The sequence below is a fragment of the Kitasatospora sp. NPDC056138 genome, assembly GCF_042264695.1.
Lineage (GTDB): Bacteria > Actinomycetota > Actinomycetes > Streptomycetales > Streptomycetaceae > Kitasatospora.
On the sequence record NZ_JBHJVK010000039.1, the window covers coordinates 45,957 to 65,163 of the forward strand.

The 19,207-nt window shown below is 74.0% G+C and carries 17 protein-coding genes and 1 pseudogene; 11 read left to right on the plus strand and 7 right to left on the minus strand.

Annotated features, from left to right (window positions below; genetic code table 11):
- Positions 1-116 precede the first annotated feature (116 nt).
- Positions 117-368, minus strand: a complete 252-nt coding sequence (locus ACFC1R_RS22920) for a hypothetical protein (RefSeq protein WP_375941399.1) — start codon at positions 366-368, stop codon at positions 117-119.
- Between the two features lie 351 nt (positions 369-719).
- On the opposite strand from ACFC1R_RS22920, the gene ACFC1R_RS22925 reads away from it, so the two are divergent.
- Positions 720-1,730, plus strand: coding sequence for a polysaccharide deacetylase family protein (locus tag ACFC1R_RS22925; protein ID WP_375941400.1), 1,011 nt, complete (start codon positions 720-722; stop codon positions 1,728-1,730).
- 34 nt (positions 1,731-1,764) lie between these two features.
- Here ACFC1R_RS22925 and ACFC1R_RS22930 read toward each other — a convergent pair whose 3' ends face one another.
- On the minus strand, positions 1,765-2,550 hold the full coding sequence (locus ACFC1R_RS22930; protein ID WP_375941401.1) for a glutamate racemase: 786 nt from the start codon (positions 2,548-2,550) through the stop codon (positions 1,765-1,767).
- A gap of 101 nt (positions 2,551-2,651) precedes the next feature.
- Here ACFC1R_RS22930 and ACFC1R_RS22935 point away from each other — a divergent pair, with 101 nt between their 5' ends.
- Both ACFC1R_RS22935 and ACFC1R_RS22940 read left to right on the plus strand, forming a co-directional pair.
- Entirely contained in the window at positions 2,652-3,791 is a 1,140-nt protein-coding gene (locus tag ACFC1R_RS22935; RefSeq protein WP_375941403.1) for a glycosyltransferase, read from the plus strand.
- Between the two features lie 127 nt (positions 3,792-3,918).
- On the plus strand, positions 3,919-4,686 hold the full coding sequence (locus tag ACFC1R_RS22940) for an SAM-dependent methyltransferase (protein WP_375941405.1): 768 nt from the start codon (positions 3,919-3,921) through the stop codon (positions 4,684-4,686).
- Positions 4,687-4,698: 12 nt separating this feature from the next.
- On the opposite strand, the gene ACFC1R_RS22945 is transcribed toward ACFC1R_RS22940, so the two are convergent.
- Positions 4,699-5,349 (minus strand): thiol:disulfide interchange protein DsbA/DsbL, encoded by a 651-nt coding sequence (locus tag ACFC1R_RS22945; RefSeq protein ID WP_375941407.1) that lies wholly within the window; start codon positions 5,347-5,349, stop codon positions 4,699-4,701.
- A gap of 296 nt (positions 5,350-5,645) precedes the next feature.
- Between ACFC1R_RS22945 and ACFC1R_RS22950 the strand changes: the two are divergent.
- From ACFC1R_RS22950 to ACFC1R_RS22975, 6 genes and pseudogenes are all read left to right on the plus strand, one after another.
- A pseudogene (locus ACFC1R_RS22950) lies at positions 5,646-5,885 on the plus strand (cytosine permease); the annotation flags it as partial.
- Between the two features lie 228 nt (positions 5,886-6,113).
- A complete protein-coding gene (gene mscL / locus ACFC1R_RS22955) occupies positions 6,114-6,557 on the plus strand; it encodes a large conductance mechanosensitive channel protein MscL (RefSeq protein WP_375941409.1) in 444 nt (147 codons plus the stop codon).
- Between the two features lie 346 nt (positions 6,558-6,903).
- Positions 6,904-7,806, plus strand: coding sequence for a DUF6643 family protein (locus ACFC1R_RS22960; protein WP_375941411.1), 903 nt, complete (start codon positions 6,904-6,906; stop codon positions 7,804-7,806).
- A 155-nt stretch (positions 7,807-7,961) separates the two neighbouring features.
- Positions 7,962-8,852, plus strand: a complete 891-nt coding sequence (locus tag ACFC1R_RS22965; protein WP_375941413.1) for an MOSC domain-containing protein — start codon at positions 7,962-7,964, stop codon at positions 8,850-8,852.
- 184 nt (positions 8,853-9,036) lie between these two features.
- Positions 9,037-11,481 carry a right-handed parallel beta-helix repeat-containing protein gene (locus ACFC1R_RS22970; RefSeq protein ID WP_375941415.1) on the plus strand — a complete coding sequence of 815 codons (2,445 nt, stop codon included), beginning with the start codon at positions 9,037-9,039 and terminating at the stop codon, positions 11,479-11,481.
- Between the two features lie 61 nt (positions 11,482-11,542).
- Positions 11,543-12,343 (plus strand): DeoR/GlpR family DNA-binding transcription regulator, encoded by an 801-nt coding sequence (locus tag ACFC1R_RS22975; RefSeq protein WP_375941417.1) that lies wholly within the window; start codon positions 11,543-11,545, stop codon positions 12,341-12,343.
- Positions 12,344-12,504: 161 nt separating this feature from the next.
- Here ACFC1R_RS22975 and ACFC1R_RS22980 read toward each other — a convergent pair whose 3' ends face one another.
- Together ACFC1R_RS22980 and ACFC1R_RS22985 are read right to left on the minus strand one after the other, a co-directional pair.
- Positions 12,505-13,608, minus strand: a complete 1,104-nt coding sequence (locus ACFC1R_RS22980; protein WP_375941419.1) for a PLP-dependent cysteine synthase family protein — start codon at positions 13,606-13,608, stop codon at positions 12,505-12,507.
- Positions 13,609-13,828: 220 nt separating this feature from the next.
- Complete coding sequence (locus ACFC1R_RS22985; RefSeq protein WP_375941462.1) at positions 13,829-14,143, minus strand: SHOCT domain-containing protein; 315 nt, start codon at positions 14,141-14,143, stop codon at positions 13,829-13,831.
- Between the two features lie 274 nt (positions 14,144-14,417).
- On the opposite strand from ACFC1R_RS22985, the gene ACFC1R_RS22990 reads away from it, so the two are divergent.
- Positions 14,418-14,798 (plus strand): VOC family protein, encoded by a 381-nt coding sequence (locus tag ACFC1R_RS22990; RefSeq protein ID WP_375941421.1) that lies wholly within the window; start codon positions 14,418-14,420, stop codon positions 14,796-14,798.
- A 308-nt stretch (positions 14,799-15,106) separates the two neighbouring features.
- Here the strand turns inward: ACFC1R_RS22990 and ACFC1R_RS22995 are convergent, their stop codons facing one another.
- Together ACFC1R_RS22995 and ACFC1R_RS23000 are read right to left on the minus strand one after the other, a co-directional pair.
- Positions 15,107-15,958: a PhzF family phenazine biosynthesis protein gene (locus ACFC1R_RS22995; RefSeq protein ID WP_375941423.1), complete on the minus strand. Its 852-nt coding sequence runs from the start codon at positions 15,956-15,958 to the stop codon at positions 15,107-15,109.
- 270 nt (positions 15,959-16,228) lie between these two features.
- Positions 16,229-17,482: an ROK family protein gene (locus tag ACFC1R_RS23000; RefSeq protein WP_375941464.1), complete on the minus strand. Its 1,254-nt coding sequence runs from the start codon at positions 17,480-17,482 to the stop codon at positions 16,229-16,231.
- Between the two features lie 299 nt (positions 17,483-17,781).
- Between ACFC1R_RS23000 and ACFC1R_RS23005 the strand changes: the two genes are divergently transcribed.
- Positions 17,782-19,122 carry an MFS transporter gene (locus ACFC1R_RS23005; protein ID WP_375941425.1) on the plus strand — a complete coding sequence of 447 codons (1,341 nt, stop codon included), beginning with the start codon at positions 17,782-17,784 and terminating at the stop codon, positions 19,120-19,122.
- Positions 19,123-19,207 lie beyond the last annotated feature (85 nt).

The window sequence follows — 19,207 nt, forward strand, 5'->3', positions numbered from 1 at the left end:
CGGACCGTCACCCCCATGCGCCCCCACGCGCTGCGTGTGCGCCCGGCGCACGCCCGGCGCGTGCCGCACCCGTCGATCCTCGGACCGAAGGCACGGACCCGGGGTCCGGGTCGGGGTCAGGGGCCGGTGCTCCGGAACAGGGCCAGCGCCACCCGGGTGAGCAGCAGCACGCCGGCCGCCAGGCAGCCCGCCACGGCCATCGCCCAGGCCGGTCCGTCACTGTCCGGGACGAGCACCGCCACCAGGATCCCGGCGCCCACGCACGCCACGCCGACCAGACCCAGCAGCAGCCGGTGGCGCTCCAGGGCGCAGCCCCCGAACAGCCGTGCAACACGACTTTCGGGCCGGTCACTCCGTGTCTCTCCCATGGCACTCACCGTATACCCGGGTCACTCGGCACCGCAGTGCGGCCGTGCGCCCCCGCGCGGGCGCCGACGAGCCGCAGCGCGCCTCTTGAGCCTCCCTCGTACCGCCGCAAAAATCCATGAGCCGCCGTACAACCATCGGGGGACTTCGGTGGTCTCCTTTACATCGAAGGAGCCAGACCACCGATTCAACTGCATCAGCTGGACCATCCAGGACCGTCCCCGGCGAGGGTTGGGAGTCCCCTGCCGAGGGCCGGAGATCCCGGGTGCGGAGCCGCCGCGCCCTGGTGTCGGAGCCCGTTACCCGGCGCTCCGGCGGCGCCACCACGCCGCATCGGCGACCGAGGGGGACTTGTGCCGTATCCCGAATCCACCACCGTCAGCAGCCGCCCCGGCAACCGCCCCGGCGGCCGGTCGCCGTCCGCCCTCCCCACCGTCGCCCCGCCGGAGCGGGACCGGGGCAGTTGGCTGCGGTTCTCCCCGGCCCAGCCACTCTTCCGGGCCCGGGCGGCACAGCGCCTGGCCGTACTCGCGTACCACGGGGTCACCGACCCCCGGTCCTTCGGTGCGCAGCTGGACCGGCTGCGCCAGCTCGCCACGCCGGTCTCGCTGCAGGCCGTGGAGCGTGCGGTCTCCGAGGGCCGGCCGCTGCCGCCGCGCAGTGTGCTGATCACCTTCGACGACGCCGACCGCACGGTGCTGACGCACGCGCTGCCCGCCCTGGCGGCGCGGCGGATCCCGGCGGCGGCCTTCGTGATCGCCGAGCTGATCGGGACGGACCGCCCGTTCTGGTGGCACGAGGCGGCGTTCCTGGCGCAGCACGGCGGTCAGGCCCGTTCACTGCCGGCCGACGGCCGTCCCGACCAGCTGCTGACGCGGCTCAAGGCACTGCCCGATCCGGACCGCCGGCGGACGCTGCACGAGCTGCGGGTCAGTGCCAGACGCCGTCCGCCCGGGCAGGAGCAGCTCGGTCCGGACGACCTGCGGGCGCTGCGGGCGGCGAAGGTGGCGATCGGCAACCACACCATGGGCCACCCGTGCCTGAGCCGGTGCGACGATGCGACGGTGGCCGCCGAGATCGTGGGCGCGCACCGGTCGCTCACCCAGTGGCTGGGTGAGCCGCCGACGGCCTTCGCGTATCCCAATGGCGGGTACGAGCCCCGGGCGGACTCGGTGCTGCGCGGCCTCGGCTACCGGCTGGGCTTCCTGTCGGACCACCGGCTCGGTCCCCGGCTGCCGGCCCACCCGCTGCGGATCAGCCGTCTGCAGGTGGACTCGATGACCTCCACCCGTCGGTTCGACACCATCCTCTCGGGGCTCGAACCGGCGGTGCAGCGCCTGCGCAGGCACCCCGACGGGGACTGAGCCGCTCCTGCCGCCGGGCTCTCCCGGGGCGAGGTCAGCCCGCGGCGGGAACGGGCGCGACCAGCGCCAGGCCCTGGGCGTAGTGCGCCGCCGCGGCCGACAGTCGGGACGGGCGGCCGCTGTGCAGGACGGTGAGGGTGGCGGTGCCCCGGGCGGCGGTGGCATCGCCGATCCGCCGCAGGGCCTGGGCCGCGACCGCGGCGGCGGAGCCGAAGCAGACCGGCCCGCCGGTGCCCGTGGCGCCGACGGCCGCCCGGATCCGCTCCTCGACCAGCTCGTAGTGGGTGCAGCCGAGCACGATGGTGTCCGTACCGGCGGGGGTGCGGGAGGCGGCGTCCGCGACGGCGGCGTCGATGGCGGCGTCGTCCCCGCGCTCGACGGCGTCCGCCAGCCCCGGGCAGGCGATCCCGGTGACCTCGGCGGCGGCACCGCCGAACTCCTCGATCAGCCGGAGCTGGTAGGGGCTGCCGGTGGTGGCGGGTGTGGCCCAGATCGCGACCCGGCCGCCGCCGGCCGCGGCGGGCTTGATCGCCGGCACGGTGCCGATGACCGGAAGACCGGGCTCCAGTTCCGCTCGCAGCGCTTCCAGGGCGTTCACGGAGGCGGTGTTGCAGGCGACCACCAGGGCGTCCGGACGGTGCGCCGCGGCGGCTCTCGCGCAGGCGAGGGCGTGCTCGGTGACGTCCTCGGCGGTACGCGGGCCCCAGGGCATGCCGTCGGGGTCGGAGGAGAGCACCAGGTCCACGTCCGGCCGGAGCTGACGCAGGGCTGCGGCGGTGGGAAGGAGGCCGATCCCGGAGTCCATCAGTGCGATCTTCACAGGGGACGACTCTACTGGACGCCGTGACTCCCTCCGGGGACAGCGGTCGGCTCGGGCGCGGGAGCCGGGAGCGCACGGCCGCATTGCGGCAGACTGCCGGGGTGACGGTACTGCTCTGGCTGTCGGTGGTGTCCCTGCTCGGCTGGCTCTGGCTGGCCTGCGGCCACGGCCTGTTCTGGCGGACCGACCAGCGCCTGCCGCCCCGTCGGCCGCCCGGCCGTCGGCCGGAGGTCGCGATCGTGGTCCCGGCGCGCGACGAGACCGAGGTGCTGCCGGTCAGCCTGCCGAGCCTGCTGGCGCAGAAGTACCCGGGCCGGGCCCGGGTGGTCCTGGTGGACGACCACAGCGGCGACGGCACCGGCGCGCTCGCCCGGCGGCTCGCGCGGACCGGGGGGCTGCCGCTGACCGTCGTCACGCCGCCCCCGCTGCCGCCCGGCTGGACCGGAAAGCTCTGGGCGCTGCGGCACGGCGTCGAACTGGCCGGCCCGGTCGACTACCTGCTGCTCACCGACGCCGACATCGCACACGGCCCGGACTCGCTCGCCGAACTGGTCGCCGCCGCCGAGAGCAACGACCTCGACCTGGTCTCGCAGATGGCCAGGCTGCGGGTCGCCACCGGCTGGGAGCGACTGATCGTCCCGGCCTTCGTGTACTTCTTCGCCCAGCTGTACCCGTTCCGGTGGAGCAACCGTCCCGGGGCCCGGACCGCCGCGGCGGCGGGCGGCTGCTCGCTGGTTCGACGGGAGGCGCTGGAGCGGGCGGGCGGGATCGCGGCGATCCGGGGAGCGGTGATCGACGACGTGTCGCTGGCCCGCGCGGTGAAGTCGACCGGCGGCCGGACCTGGCTCGGCCTGGCCGACCAGGTGGACAGCGTCCGTCCCTACCCCCGGCTCGCGCAGCTGTGGCGGATGGTCTCGCGCAGCGCGTACGCGCAGTTGCGGCACTCGCCGCTGCTGCTTGCCGGAACGGTGGCCGGGCTTGCCCTGGTGTACCTGGTACCGCCAACGGCCACCCTGACCGGGCTGGCCGCCGGGCGGCCCGGCGTAACGGTGGCCGGTGGGGCGGCCTGGCTGCTGATGGCGGCGACCTTCCTGCCGATGCTGCGCTACTACCGGCAGCCCCCGTGGTCCGCCCTGCTGCTGCCGTTCACGGCCTTCCTCTACCTGCTGATGACGGTGGACTCGGCCGTGCAGCACCGGCGCGGCCGGGGCGCGGCCTGGAAGGGCCGGACGTACGGGTGAGGGTGCGCCGGCCCGGGGTGTCCGAGGACGGCCCGCACGGCCGGGGCGCCGCCCGTCCCACGCCCCGGGACGAGTCACCGGAGACAAGTCAGGAGACAGCCCGCCCCGCCGGGCGCAGACTGGCCCGATGGACCGTCACCTGATCTCGCGGATCGCGCACACCCACCACCCCATCGCCGCACCGCTCTTCGACGAATCGGTGCAGCGGCTGCTGGACCGCCTCCTGGGCGCCGACACCCGGCACGCGCTGGATCTCGGCTGCGGCGAGGGCGCCTGGCTGCTGCGGGCGCTGACCGCGCGGCCGAAGCTGCAGGCGGTCGGCGTGGACCTGGACACCCGGGGGCTGGCGCAGGCCCAGCAGGCGGCCGCGGCACTCGGGGTGGCCCAGCGGCTCGGCCTGCACCACCAGGACGCCCGCGAGTTCAGCGGCCCCGGGCCGTTCGACGCGGTGCTGTGCGTGGGCGCGACCCACGCGTTCGGCGGTCTGCTGCCGGCGCTCGCCGCGATCGACCGGCACCTGGCGCCCGGCGGCCTGGCCCTGGTCGGCGAGGCGTTCTGGCAGCAGGAGCCGACCGGTGCGGCGCTGGCGGGACTGGGCGGCATGTCCGCCACGGACTACGACGACCTGGCGACCACGGTCGACAGGGTGCTGGCCGCCGGGTGGACGCCCGTGTACGGGTACGTCAGCAGTCGGCCCGAGCTGGACGACTACGAGTTCTGCTGGACCGGCTCGCTCGCCTCCTGGGCGCTGGACCACCCCGACGATCCGGACAGCACGCAGGCGGCGGCCGTAGCCGCCGAGCACCGCGCGGGGTGGCTCGGCGGCTACCGGGACACCCTCGGGTTCGTCACCCTGGTCCTGCGGCGGACTGCCGACACCGGCACCGGCAGCTAGCCGGGCGGGCGCTCAGGCGCGGGCGACCAGGTCGTCCAGGATCTCCGGCATCCGCTGCACACCGCCCGCCCGGCTGGGCGAGGTACGGAAGCGGCCGCCCTGGAGCAGGACCGTCGGCACCTCGGTCACCTCGTACCGGACCAGCAGGGCGGACGCCCCGTTGGCCGCCTTGTCGACCTCCGGGGAGCGGTAGGCGGCGCGGAACGCCGCGGCGTCGATGCCCTGCCGCTGCGCCCAGTCGGTGGCCTGCTCCTCACCGGTCAGGTCCTCGCCCTGCTCCCGGACGGCGCGGAAGGCGGCGAGCTGCATCCGGTCCACCTGGCCGAGCTTCTCCAGCGTGTAGTAGAGCCGGGCGTGCGCCAGCTGGGCCTGCTCGTCGGGGCCGCCGGGCCAGACCGCCGGGATCCGGCGCAGCGCCACGTCGCTGCGGTGCCGGGCCGCCCACTGCTCCAGCGGCGCCTCCAGCTGGTAGGAGTGCGTGCAGTCGTACCAGAAGAACTCGACGGCCTCCCGGCGTTCCACGGTCCGCACCGGCCGTGGGTGGTCGAGGTGGACCGACCGGCCGCCGTCGTGCGGAACGTCCGGGGCGGCGGTGGCGGTGGGGCCGGTGAGCAGGCCACCGGCGAGGGTGAGCAGGGCGACAGTGCGCAGCAGGGAGGTCACGCGCGTCAGCCTGCCAGTCACGCAGAGCCACCGACCAGCCACCGCCCGGGGCAGCGGCGGCCGTTCACCCGATCAGAGCAGTTTGAATGCGCTTGAGCCCGTACGTCCGCACAGCGGCGCCGAGGAGTTCCCCGGCGGGGTGTGGACGATCATCCGTTGTGCGCGAACCGCCCGGAAACCAATCATGAACGGGCTCGGTGCGTCTCCTCGTGCCGCGCGACCGACGGCCGTCCCCTCCGGCCGTCGTGCAGAGCGCATGGAAAGACCGCCGCATGTCGTAATCCCCTGCCGCCTCGCTGATCGAACAGCACTGTGTCAAGACGATCCCCGAGGCCGAGCGGACCAGCACACCGCGTGATGTGCTGAGCATCCTGGTCGGCTCCAACCTCGCCTTCGGCGTCGTCGTCTTCGGCTGGCTCCCGGTCTCCTTCGGGCTGTCCTTCTGGGCCAGCACCACCGCCCTGGTCCTGGGCACCGCCGTGGGCATCGTGCTGACCGCCCCGCTGGCCCTGGTGTCGCTGCGCACCGCGACCAACCGGCTCATCCGCCGCCGCCATGATGTGGCGTCAGATCTCCCGTATTCGAATCGAGTTCTCCGTCACAGGGCGCAACTCCGGGACGCGCATTCGATGCTGGGACACGGCTGCGAAGGTTAGCCAGTTCAGGTGAACTCGGCTGGACCGCAGGGTTGTTGAGTCGGCAGGATCGTCAGCCGGGCCCGTCGGCCCCGCTCTCATGCCTCTCCCCCGAGTTTGGAGTTCCCGGTGTTCAAGGGATTCCGCAGCTTCCTGCTGCGCGGAAACGTCGTCGACCTGGCCGTCGGTATCGTCATCGGCGCGGCCTTCACCGCCGTCGTCACCGGGTTCGTCACGGCCTTCCTCACCCCGCTGATCGGTGTCGCGACCGGCGCGGTCGGCGACTTCAGCCAGAACCACTTCTCGGTCGCGGGCACCACCTTCCCCTACGGCGCGTTCCTGAACGCCCTGATCAGCTTCGTGCTGGTCGCCGCGGTGATCTACTTCTTCGTGGTGGTACCGGTCGGCCGGCTGCAGGACCGCTTCCACCCGGTGAAGGACACCCCGGTCGCCATGACCGACTGCCCCGAGTGCCTGAGCCAGGTGCCGGTCGCGGCCACCCGCTGCGCCCACTGCACCTCCGGGCTGGCCGGTCGGCCCGGGTTCCCCGCCCAGGCGGTGCAGACCCGCTGACCTCGGCCGACGCCCTACGGCGGCCCGCACCGACCTGTGCCGAGGTGCACTGACGGGCGTTCACGCCCCGGCGGACGCCACCCGTGACGTCGGGGCGGGCGCCGGGGGCTTGCCAGGGCCGTCCGCGCGCCCTCGGTTCGCGACGAGGGCACCGAAATACGTCCGGAACATAACGTTCGTCCACCGTTCGACTGTCCGTCAGGCATCGGAGTGGCCAGATCAGGGCGGCAAAATGTCGGATCTAAACACGTTCGAGCGGTTTGTGCGAGCGAAGACTCTGTAAACACTCGAACTCCTCACCCTCCCAGTCTCCTCAGCAGGCATAGTTGGGCTTACGGTATGCCCCATGACCTCGCCCCGCTCCTACGACGGAGTCGGCTACCCCCCTCCGTCCTTCTCCTCCGGCACGCCCATCTACGACAGCCTCGTCGCAGAACGCGGGGTGCCGCAGATCGCCCCGATCAACGTGCCTGCCGCCCTGCCCCCGGCCCTCCCCTCCGGCTACGGCTCGGCTCCCGGCCACGGTGCACCCGGCTACGGCTCGGGCGCCCAGGGCTTCGGCGGCCAGCAGTTCGGCGCCCAGAGCTTCGGCGCACCGGCCCTGCCCGCCCCGGCCATCCCTTCGCCCGGACTCTCCGCCCCGGGCTTCGGGACTCCGGGCGCAGGCGCACCGGGCTTCGACGGCCCGGCGGGCAACCTGCCCGCGCTGCCCCCGGCCCGCCTCGCGCTCGGCCCCGGTCCCAGCAGCAGCGGGCCCGCCACCGCGTACCTGCCCGCGCAGTCGGCCCCGGTTCCGGCCGGCTACGCCGCCGCGCCGCAGCCGTCCGCAGCCGGGTACGGCGGCATGCAGCCGGCCGTACCGTCGCAGCGCCCGATGGCCCCGGTCCCCACCCCGGCCCAGTCGTTCCAGCCGCAGGCGGGCCAGAGCTTCGGCGGGCAGAACAGCTTCGCCTCCGCTCCGCAGGGCTTCGCCGGCCAGCCCTCCGGCGGGCCCGGCCAGAACGGGAACAGCCAGGGCGGCCAGCAGTTCGGCGCCCAGAGCTTCGGCACGCAGGGCTTCGGCGGCCAGGCGCAGCAGGGGTTCGCCGACCACAGCTTCGGCGGCAACCAGTTCCGCGCCGCGCCGGTCGCACCCGTGCGGCCGGTCCAGCCGCAGCGTCCGGCGCAGTACGGCGAGCAGCAGTACCAGCAGGCTCCGGGCCAGCAGTTCGCCAACCCGCAGGCCGGTCTCCAGGCGAACGCCTACTGACCGACCGCGCACACCCCGAGAACCACGGGGCCCGGCGAACGAGGGCGCCGGGCCCGGCAGGGCAAGGGTCGACGCGAGGGCCGTCCCACCGCAGCAGGTCTGCGGCAGGGACGGCCCTCGCACATACGCGCTATCGATGCTGGCAGGATGGCGACATGCCACAGCTCACCGCACTTCACATCCACCCGCTGAAGTCCGCCTACCGCTTGAGCCCCGAGACTGCCCAGGTCGAACCCTGGGGGCTGCTGGGGGACCGCCGCTGGATGCTTGTGGACGAACGGGGCAAGGCGTACACGCAGCGTGAGAACCCGGCCGTCGGCCGGTACCGGGTGCTGCCGGGACCGGACGGTTCGCTGAGCGTGACCGGCCCGGACGGTGCCCGGCTGGAGGTGGCCGCCCCGTCGAGCGCCGACGGCGCCGAGGTGGTCAAGGCGGACATCTTCGGTTCGGTCTTCGAGGCCGCGCTGGCGGCCGAGGAGGCGCAGCGGTGGTTCGGTGAGCGGCTCCCGGGCGTCCGGCTGCTGCACCTGGACAACCCGCTCAGCCGCGCGGTGAGCCCCAAGTACGCCGCCCCGGGCGACACCGTCTCGATGGCCGACGGCTTTCCGCTGCTGGTCACCACGACGGCCTCGCTCGACGCGTTGAACGAGCTGCTGGCCACCGACCACCCGGGTGACCCGGTCAAGGGCGAGGCGCTCCCGATGGAGCGATTCCGCCCCAACCTGGTGGTTTCCGGGACGGAGCCCTGGGCCGAGGACGGCTGGCACCGCATCCGGGTCGGCGAGTTGACGTTCCGGGTGGTCAAGCCGTGCGGCCGGTGCGTGATCACCACCACCGACCAGGAGACCGGCGAGCGCCGGTCGCAGGAACCGCTGCGGGCCCTGGCCAAGCACCACCGCTTCGGGAAGCGGCTGGTCTTCGGTCAGAACCTGATCCCGGAGCGGCCGGAGGGCGTCAGCGGCGATCTGCTCGGCACCGTCCGCCTCGGCGACGAGGTCACCGTACTGGAAGCGGGCCCGGTCCCGCAGCCGGACCGCCGGGGCTGACGCGCGGCCGCCCGCACGCGGGCGGCGCAGCCGTACGCGGAAGCAGGAGCGGAGCCGTACCCGGAGCCGGAACCGAATGTCTGCTCGCTCGTTGTCCACGGTTGAGCGTCCGAGGAGCCGGGCCGGGCACGCTACCGTGGGCACGGGGCGGGCAGGTTCGACGAAGGTGGGATGACGGATCGTCATGGGTGAGCACAGGGTCCGGGTCACGCAGGACAGCGCCTCTCGGTGGCGGCGGCGCGCCGGGGAGTACGAGACGCTCGACGAGGCCCTCGCGGTGGCCGAACCCGGCGACACCCTGACGATCCGTCCCGGTACGTTCCGGGAGAGCCTGGTGATCGACAAGCCGGTCACCCTGCTCGCCGCCGAAGGCCCAGGCACGGTCAGGATCGATCCGCCCGGCGGGGTAGCGCTGCTGGTCAGCGCCGCCGTGACGGTGCGCGACCTGGTGATCGGGGGAGCCGAACTCTCCGTCCCCGCCGTACTGGTGACCGGCCCCGAGGCCGCCGCCGAGCTGGTCGACTGCCGGGTCGCGGCCCGCTCGTCGGTCGGCGTCGAGATCGCCGACCGGGCCCGCGCCACCCTGCGCGGCTGCACCGTGCACAATCCCTCCGGTCTCGGCGTCCGGCTGCGCGCCCGCGCCACCGCCGCGATCGAGGACAGCGAGCTCACCGAGGCCGGACAGGCCGGGCTCGCCGTCCTCGGCGGGTCCACCGCCCGGCTGGACCGCTGCCGCCTGCACCACGCGGGCGGCGCCGGGCTGCTCCTCGCCGACCAGGGCAGCGGTGCCGAGCTGACGGGCTGCGAGATCTACGAGATCCGGGGCAGCGGCGTACAGGCGGAGGCGCAGGCGGTGGGCCGGCTCACCGACTGCACCATCCACCGGGTCTCCGGCAACGGCCTCACCCTGGACACCGACGCCGAACTCACCCTCACCGGCTGCCGGGTGCACGACCTCCCCGAGAACGCCGCCGACCTGCGCGGCCGCTCCCGGCTCGTACTGGAGCACAGCACCGTCCGGGACTTCGGCCGGGGCGCGCTCTCGATCTGGGACCAGGGCACCCGGGTCGAGGCGCTGGCCAGCGAGATCCACAGCAGCGACGGGGACTACCCGGCCGTCTGGGTCAGCGACGGCGCCCAGCTCACCCTCACCGACTGCTCGCTGCACGACCTCCCCGACGCCCTGTTCGTCCTCGACCGGGACTCCCGCGCCACCGCCAAGGACTGCTCGTTCAGCCGGATCCGCAGCTCGGCCGTCTCGGTCAGCAGCGGTGCCACCGTCGCCCTCGCCGACTGCCGCATCCAGGAGGCCGGTACCGGCCTGTGGTTCCGCGACCACGGCAGCGGCGGACGGCTGACCGGCTGCGAGATCTCCGAGGTCGCCACCGGCGTCATCGTCACCAAGGGCGCCGACCCCGAGCTGCGCGGGTGCACCGTACGGGGCAGCGCCGACGCCGCCGTGTACGTCTCGGCGCAGGGGCGCGGCAGCTTCGAGGACTGCCGGGTCTCGCACGGCAAGGGCTTCGGCTTCCACGTCATCGACGGCTGCCGCACCGTGCTGACCCGGTGCCGGGCCGAGCAGAACGGCCGGGCGGGCTTCGAGTTCTCCGAGCCGGGACCGGTCACCGAGGGCTGCGTGTCCGACGACGTACCCGCCTCGCAGGCCGTCCCGCCACCGCGCAGCGCCCGGTCCGCCCAGCCCGCGCCGTCCGCACCGGCGCTGCAGGCGGCACAGACCGCGTCGGTCGTCCGGGTCGGTCAGGTCGCGGCCGCGCCGCTGGCCGCCGCCGCCTCCGTCGCCCTGATCGCCCCGATCCCCGACTGCCGCCCGGCCGGCGAGGCGCTGGCCGAACTCGACGCGCTGGTCGGCCTGGCCACCGTCAAGCAGGAGGTCCGCGCCCTGATCGACCTGATCTCGGTGGGCCGGCGGCGCCAGCGGGCCGGGCTGAAGGCGCCCTCGCTCCGCCGGCACCTGGTCTTCACCGGCTCGCCCGGCACCGGGAAGACCACGGTCGCCCGGCTCTACGGCGAGATCCTCGCCTCGCTGGGCGTGCTCCAGCGCGGCCACCTGGTCGAGGTCGCCCGGGTCGACCTGGTCGGCGAGCACATCGGCTCCACCGCGATCCGGACCCAGGCCGCCTTCGACCGGGCCAGGGGCGGGGTGCTCTTCATCGACGAGGCGTACGCGCTGGCTCCCGAGGACGGCGCCAGGGACTTCGGCCGGGAGGCGATCGACACCCTGGTCAAGCTGATGGAGGACCACCGCGACGAGGTGGTGGTGATCGTGGCCGGCTACACCGCCGAGATGGAACGCTTCCTCTCCACCAACCCCGGCGTCTCCTCCCGGTTCTCCCGCACCGTCACCTTCCCCGACTACTCGGCGGCCGAACTGCTGCAGATCGCCCGCGCCCAGTGCGCCGAGCACGAGTACGCCCTGAGTGCGGCCGCCGAGGCCGCCCTCCTCGACCACTTCGGCGCACTGGAGCGCGGGCCCGCCTTCGGCAACGGCCGCACCGCCCGGCTGGTCTTCGAGACCATGGTCGAGCGCCATGCGATGCGGGTCGCCCAGCTCGCCGACCCGTCCACCGAGGACCTCCAACTGCTCGTCCCCACCGATCTGCCCGGCTGACCTTCCGCTCCGGCCATCTGCGAGGATGGCACGGACGAGCCAAACCCCGGAGGCGTGACACGTGGCCGACAACGGCAATCTGCTGGCCGAGCAGCGGCGCGCACTGATCCTCGACGAGGTCCGGCGACGCGGCGGCGTCCGGGTCAACGAGCTGACCCGGCAGCTGAACGTCTCCGACATGACGATCCGTCGGGACCTCGATGCGCTGGCCAGAAGCGGCGTGATCGAGAAGGTGCACGGCGGCGCGGTGGTGGTCGAGGAGGCCCGCACCCACGAACCGGGCTTCGAGGCCAAGTCGGTGCTCGAACCCTCGGCCAAGGAGCAGATCGCCCTGGCCGCCGCACAGTTGGTCACCCCCGGCAGCGCGATCGCCCTCTCCGGCGGCACCACCACCTACGCACTGGCCCAACACCTCACCGAGACAGGCCAGTTGACGGTGGTCACCAACTCGGTCCGGGTCGCCGACGTGTTCGAGCGGGCGCAGCGTCAGAACGGCGCCCCCGGCACGACGGTCGTGCTCACCGGCGGTGTCCGCACCCCCTCGGACGCCCTGGTCGGCCCGATCGCCGACCGGGCCATCCGCTCGCTCCACTTCGACCTGCTCTTCCTCGGCACCCACGGCCTCTCCCCCGAGGCGGGCCTCTCGACCCCGAACCTCGCCGAGGCCGAGACCAACCGGAACTTCATCGCCTCGGCCCGTCGCGTCGTCGCCGTCGCCGACCACACCAAGTGGGGCATAGTCGGCCTCTCCACCTTCGCGGCCCTCGCCGAGGTCGACACCTGGGTCACCGACTCCGCCCTCCCCGCCGAGGCTGCGGCGGCGGCCCGCGAGCACGTCCGCGAACTCATCCTGGCCGATTGACCGATGGCGTCCCGCCGGGCGGCCGGGGACTCGGCGGAGCACCCGGGCACCCGGGCTCCCGGCGGGAGCACCGCCGGTACGGACGACCCGGCGGCGGGTCCGTCCAGCCCGTCCGGCCTGTCGGGTCTGCCGGGCCTGTCCGGCCGCCACCGGGCCGGCGGTCAGCCCAGCAGACCGGTGCCGTTGAGGAAGGCCTCCAGCTCCTCCTGGTGAGGAGCGATGTCGATGCCCTGCCCGGCCAGCCAGTCGTCGGAGTAGTACTTGTCGAGGTAGCGGTCACCGGGGTCGCAGATCAGCGTGACGACGCTGCCCCGCTGACCCGACGCCCGCATCTCGGCGACGATCCGCAGCGCGCTCCAGAGCCCGGTACCGGTGGAGGCTCCGGCCTTCTTGCCGAGCTGGTGCTCCAGGACCCGGATGGCGGCGATCGAGGCGGCGTCGGGGACCTTCATCATCCGGTCCACGGCGCCGGCCACGAAGCTGGGCTCCATCCGGGGGCGGCCGATGCCCTCGATCCGCGAGCCGCTCTCGCAGGTCGCGGACGGGTCGTGGCCGACCCAGCCCTCGAAGAAGCAGGAGTTCTCCGGGTCGGCGACGCAGATCCGGGTGTCGTGCTGCAGGTAGTGGACGTAGCGGGCGATGGTGGCGGAGGTGCCGCCGGTGCCGGCGGTGGCGACGATCCAGGCGGGCTCGGGGTGCGGCTCCAGGCGGAGCTGGGCGAAGATCGACTCGGCGATGTTGTTGTTCCCGCGCCAGTCGGTGGCCCGCTCGGCGTACGTGAACTGGTCCATGTAGTGGCCGCCGGTCTCCTCGGCGAGGCGCGCCGAGACCTCGTACACCTCAGCGGGGTTACCGACCAGGTGACAGCTGCCACCGTGGAACTCGATCAGGTCGATCTTGGCCTGGCTGGTCGTCTTCGCCATCACCGCGATGAACGGCACGCCGATCAGCTTGGCGAAGTACGCCTCCGAGACGGCGGTCGAGCCGCTGGACGCCTCGATCACGGGCTTGCCGGGTCTGATCCAGCCGTTGCACAGGCCGTAGAGGAAGAGCGATCTGGCCAGCCGGTGCTTGAGGCTGCCGGTCGGGTGGGTCGACTCGTCCTTCAGGTAGAGGTCGATGCCCCACTGCTCGGGCAGCGGGAAGCGCAGCAGGTGCGTGTCGGCCGAGCGGTTGGCATCGGCCTGCACCTTGCGGACGGCCTCCTTCAGCCAGGCCCGGTACTCCGTGTCGGAACGGTCCACGTCCAGCGTCTCGGCGCTCATGGCAAGCCCTCTCAACTCTGCGAAAACTCGGCGAAGTCCCTACAAGTACAACCAACCGAGTGTAACAATTGACTACGAAAAGTAATCGTTGTAAGCACTCCAGCTTCCGCTTATCGGACTTTCCGATGGGAGTTTCCGAGACCGCCCGCACCACGGCGACCGTCGGCCGGGGCCCCCGAACCCCGGCCGGCGGTCGCCGTGACGGGCAACGGCCCGCCCGTCAAGGCTGCTTGCCGCGGGCCGACGTCCCTCCCCCGCGCCTGCCCACCTGCTCGGACAGCACCTCCCGCCGGGCCCGGTACTCGTCCGCGTCGATCTCGCCCTGGGCGTAGCGGCGTCCGAGGACCGCGAGCGGACTGTCACCGAAGGCAGCGCAGCGCCGACGCCGGACCGCCCGCCGGAGCACGAGCACGACGAGGAGGATCAGCGCCAGCCAGAAGAGCGGGATCAGCAGCAGCCACGGGCCGGGGCCCGGGCCGTTCCAGCGGCCGTGGTCCGCGAGCGGCAGTACGGCCGGCGGCACTGCGTTCAGCATGGTCATCGAAACGGTCATCGGAGGCATCTCCTCGTACGCGGTCCTCGATCCGACACGTCGAGCATCCCGCCGCAGGCGCCGCCACGCGTCCTGCCGGCAGCGGCGGTCGCGCTGCTCCCCGGGGAGCAGCGGCGGCTCAGCCGGTCCACCGGAGCCGGCGGGCCGGCCGAGCCGGTGGAGGCGGCCGGTCCCGTCGAGCCGGCCGGTCGGGCCGAAGCCGCCGGGTGCCGTCCGGGACGGAGGCTGCCTAGCCTGGTGGCAGGAGGTGGTGGAGATGCTGACCGAGGCCCCCATCCACGCCGTGATCCCGGCCGCTGACCTCGCCCGCGCCACGGCGTTCTACCGGGACGCCCTGGGGCTGAAACCGACGGTGGAGTCGGAGGAGGAGGTCCGCTTCGAGAGCGGTGGCACCCGGTTCTCGGTCTACCGGACGCCCAACGGCGGCAAGGCCGCCCACACCCTGGCGAGTTGGACGGTCGCCGACCTGGACGCCGAGATGGCCGATCTGCGGTCGCGCGGGGTCGTCTTCGAGGAGTACGACATGCCGGGGCTGAAGACCGTCGACGGCGTCGCGGCGGCGGAGGGCTTGCGGTGCGCCTGGTTCAGGGACAGTGAGGGCAACATCCTCTGCCTGGCCGAGGAGGGTGCGCCGTAGTCCGAAGCTCACGCGGCGCAGAACGCGGCGGCGCTCGGCCACGCCGCCCGGTGGTGCCCGCACCGGACCGCCACGCACAGGGCCACCACCGGGCTCAGGAATTCGGCTGACGCCCGGCGGGCCGGTGCGCCGACAGCCGCGCACCTGCCGACGTACCACCTGCCGACGCTCCGCCGTCCCGAACTCGTCAGCCGGGCAACTGCACCCGGGGCGCAGCGGACGGCACGGCCGGCCGGGCGCCTCCGTGGAGCCCCGCCCACGCGGTTCCCCGCGCTCCTGTCGAACAGCGCACGGCCGGTCGGGCTGCCCTACGGGATGCGGACCGCAGCGCCGCTGACCCGGATCCTCGGGTCGCCGGGCCGCAGCTCGACGCGCAGGCGGCCGGGGCGGCCGAGGTCGTCGCCCTGGTGCAGGGTCAGCACGGCTGCCTCGGACTCCAGCCCGCCGAGCGCGCGCAGGTACGCGCCGAAGGCGGCGGCCGCGGCGCCGGTGGCCGGGTCCTCGACCACGCCGCCGACGGGGAACGGGTCGCGCACGTGGAAGGTGTCGACCGACTCCCGCCAGACGAGCTGGAGCGTGATCAGGTCGAGCCTGGTCATGAAGGCGGCCAGCCGCTCGAAGTCGTACGCGAGATCGGCGAGTCGAGCCCGGGTGGCGACCGTCAGCACCAGGTGGCGCGCCCCCGCGTAGGCGATCCGGGGCGGCAGGGTCGGGTCCAGTTCCTCGCGACGCCAGTCGAGGGCTGCGAGCGCTTCGTCCACGTCCGCGTCGGCGACCTCCTCGACGTACGGCTCGACGCTGGTCAGGGTTGCCGCCAGGACCCCGCCGGGGCCGGCCGCCACGTCGACCGGGACGGTGCCCGCGCGGGTCTCGAAGACCACCGGGCCGGGACCGATCCGCTCGGCCAGCGCGACGGCGGAGGCCACGGTGGCGTGTCCGCAGAACGGCACCTCGGCCTTGGGGCTGAAGTACCGCACGGTGTAGGAGCGTTCGGGCCCGGGCGTGAGGAACGCCGTCTCGGAGTAGCCGAGTTCGGCGGCGACCGCGAGCTGGGCGGCATCGTCCAGCCCGGTCGCGTCGAGCACCACGCCCGCGGGGTTGCCGCCGCTGGGGTCGGTGGTGAACGCGGTGTAGCGGAGCACCTCTGCAGAGATCGTCATGCCGGTCGGCAACACCGTTCCGGACCGGTTGATTCCCTCCTGCCCCGATCCCTGCCCCTGCCCCTGTCACGGCGTCAGTCCGTGGTGCGCCGCCCGGACTTTCCGCACCCGGCGCACCGGCGCCGGCCGGTGTCCTCACGATCGCCCCGCCGGCTCCACCCGGTACCGTCCCCGTGTCGTGCCGAACTCCCGGTCGCAGGCGTGCGACCGGGCGCACCGGGTGCCGCAGCCGACCCGGGACGGCGCGGTCAGGCCCGTGCCAGGCCCGTGTCAGGCGGTGACCACCGCCTGCGGCTCGTGCAGGCAGGGCTCCCAGGCGAGTTCGGCCGCGCCGACGAGTCCCGCGTGGACGACCTCGGCGGGCACGATCGGCACCCGGCCGCTGCGACCCCAGAGGCAGCGCTCCGCGACCACCGAGGCGAGCCGTTCGGGAGCGGCCGCCAGGAGGTCGCGGTGCAGTCCGCTGAGCACGATGCGGTCGGGGTTGAGGATGTTGACCATCCCGGCGAGGCCCAGGCCGAGGCGGTCCACGATGTGTTCGACGGCGGAGCGGGCCTCCGGGTCGCCGACAGCGGAGCGGGCCAGCTCGCGGGCCTGGTCGAAGAGCGGACGGTCCGGGTCGGGAGTGCGGCCGACGGCCGCGAACAGGGCGTCCGGATCGGTCTCCGCGTTGAGGCAGCCCCGGTTGCCGCACTGGCACGGACGGCCCTGCGGATCCACCGTCAGATGGCCCACCTCCAACGCCAGCCCGGCGCTTCCGGTGTGCAGCCGGCCGTCGATGACCAGGGCCCCGCCGACACCCCGGTGGCCCGAGGTGACCAGCAGCAGGTGCCGCGAGCCCCGGCCGGCGCCGTGCCGGTGCTCGGCGAGGGCGGCCAGGTTGGCGTCGTTGGCCACGGCACTGGGGAACGGACGCCGGACGTCGGGACCGAGGTCGGCCTTGCGGATCTCCTCGGCGAACAGGTCCGCGACGGGCGTGCCGCTCGGCCAGGCGAAGTGCAGCGCGGCCAGCGCGGTACCGTCCGGCTCGGTCACCGGATTGGGCAGGGCGAGCGCCGCACCCAGGCAGCGGCGGCTCGACGCGCGGGCCAGTTCGGCACCGGCCGCGGTGACCGCGCGCAGCAGCCGCACCGGGTCGGTCGCGGCGGGCAGGGGCAGGTGGACCGGTGGCTCCAGGCGGCCGCCGAGCCCGGCCAGCGCGACGCTCAGACCGTCCGCGTGGATCTGCGCGGCGATCACCACCGGGCCCGCCGGGTCGATGGCCAGCCGGTGCGAGGGGCGGCCCCGCCCACCACCCGCCGGACTGGAGTCGACCGTGATCAGGCCGAGTGCCTCCAGTTCACCGCTCACGGCACCGGCCGTGGCCCGGGTGACGTCCAGCGCGCTGGTGAGCGCGGACCGGGTGGGCGCCCGGCCGGTGTGGATCAGGGTCAGGGCCGGTCCGAGCAGCGTCCGGCCCCGGTCCGGCGCGCTCCGGCGGGCGTCCGCGGCCCCCTGCCGGGGCTCGTCGGGCGTCCCCGGCAGGCGTACCTCGGCTGCCACGCGCGGGCGCGAACCAGCCCGCGCGCCGAGCACGGTACGGCGCTCGGGACCGCCTCCGCGCCCAGGGGCATCCGGTCCTCCGGGACCGTCCGGGCGCTCGGAGCCGTCCGGCCCCTCGGGGCTCTGCCGGTGCTCGGGACCGTCCAGCTGCTCGGCGGTGAGCCTGCGCTCTGCGACGGCCCCGCGCTCGGCGGTTCGGCGGCCCTCACCGGGGCGGTCCTGGGATCCACCGGCCGGATTCTGACTTGTTGGTGTGTGCGGCACTCCCCTATTCTGACTTTGTGCCGCTCCTAAACAAAACCCGCGCCCGTTCAGAAGCCCACAACCCCCCGATCGGCCGATCCGGCGCCACCCCCGACCACTCATGGTCCGCCGCCCGGATCGCCCTCACCGCCTTCTTCGCCATCGACGGTTTCCTCTTCGCTGCCTGGGTCGTGCGGATCCCCGACATCCGGGCCCAGGTCAGCGCCTCGCACAGCGCTCTCGGTCTCGCCCTGCTCTGCATCTCCGCCGGGGCGGTCGCCACCATGCCGCTGATCGGCCGACTCTGCGTCAGGCACGGCAGCCGCCCGGCCACCGTCGGCTCGCTGGTCGCACTCAGCCTCTCCGTTCTGCTGCCCGCGCACCTGCACTCGGTGCTGGGGCTCGGCCTGGTCCTGATCCTCTTCGGCGCGGCGTACGGTGCGGCGAACGTCAGCATGAACAGCGCTGCCGTCGACCTGGTCGCCGAGCTCCGACGCCCCGTCATGCCCAGCTTCCACGCCGGCTACAGCCTCGGGGGCCTGGTCGGTGCCGCAGTCGGCGGGCTGCTCGCCGGCCGGCTCAGCGCGGCCTGGGCGCTCGGCCTCAGCGGTCTGCTCGGCCTGCTGGTCACCGCCCTCGCCGGGACGGCCCTGCTGCGCGGCTCCGCCGGCGCGACGCCCTCCGCTCCCCGGCCGGTCACGTCCGATGCGCCCGTCGCGTCCTCCACACCCTCCGCATCCTCCGCATCCTCCGCATCCGACTCCAGGGTCGGCTCGGCACCGAAGGCCCGGACGTCGCTCCCTGCAGGCGCCGCACGAGTACTGGTCCTGCTGCTCGGCCTGACCGCGCTGTGCGACGCGTACGGAGAGGGTGCACTCGCCGACTGGGCCACCCTCCACCTGACCGACGACGTCAACGCGAGCGCCGGGCTGGCTGCGACCGGCTTCGCCGCGTACGCCTTCGCGATGACCGCCGGGCGGGTCGGCGGCACCTGGCTCTCCGTCCGGCTCGGCCAGACCCGGGTGATGCTCTTCGGCGGCCTCACCGCCTGCACCGGGATGCTGATCGCCGCTCTGGCGCCGACCGTACTCGTGGTGCTCGTCGGGTTCGTCCTGGTCGGGCTCGGCCTGTCGAACATCTTCCCGCTCGCCATCGCCCAGGCCGGTGCCATCGGCGGCCCCAGGGGCGTCGCCACCGCCTCCACCCTCGGTTATGCGGGCATGCTGATCGGCCCACCGGTGATCGGGTTCCTCGCCGATGCGACCTCCCTCCCCCTCGCCCTCACCAGCGTCGCCGCCACCTCGGCGGTGGCCGGCCTGCTCGCGGTCACGGTCCGCCCTCGACGCAGCCGCGAACGCGTCCCGCTCGCCCAGCCGTAGCGGCCGGTGCCGCCGGTGCCGCCGGTGCCGCCGGTGCCGCCGGTGCCGCCGGTGCCGCCGGTGCCGCCGGTGCCGCCGATCGATA

What these genes read in the sequence shown, in the direction of transcription:
- ACFC1R_RS22920 (WP_375941399.1), bottom strand. Translation starts at nt 368, where the DNA reads ATGGGAGAGACACGGAGTGACCGGCCCGAAAGTCGTGTTGCACGGCTG.
- ACFC1R_RS22940 (WP_375941405.1), top strand. Translation starts at nt 3,919, where the DNA reads ATGGACCGTCACCTGATCTCGCGGATCGCGCACACCCACCACCCCATC.
- ACFC1R_RS22960 (WP_375941411.1), top strand. Translation starts at nt 6,904, where the DNA reads ATGACCTCGCCCCGCTCCTACGACGGAGTCGGCTACCCCCCTCCGTCC.
- ACFC1R_RS22965 (WP_375941413.1), top strand. Translation starts at nt 7,962, where the DNA reads ATGCCACAGCTCACCGCACTTCACATCCACCCGCTGAAGTCCGCCTAC.
- ACFC1R_RS22970 (WP_375941415.1), top strand. Translation starts at nt 9,037, where the DNA reads ATGGGTGAGCACAGGGTCCGGGTCACGCAGGACAGCGCCTCTCGGTGG.
- ACFC1R_RS22980 (WP_375941419.1), bottom strand. Translation starts at nt 13,608, where the DNA reads ATGAGCGCCGAGACGCTGGACGTGGACCGTTCCGACACGGAGTACCGG.
- ACFC1R_RS22985 (WP_375941462.1), bottom strand. Translation starts at nt 14,143, where the DNA reads ATGCTGAACGCAGTGCCGCCGGCCGTACTGCCGCTCGCGGACCACGGC.
- ACFC1R_RS22990 (WP_375941421.1), top strand. Translation starts at nt 14,418, where the DNA reads ATGCTGACCGAGGCCCCCATCCACGCCGTGATCCCGGCCGCTGACCTC.
- ACFC1R_RS22995 (WP_375941423.1), bottom strand. Translation starts at nt 15,958, where the DNA reads ATGACGATCTCTGCAGAGGTGCTCCGCTACACCGCGTTCACCACCGAC.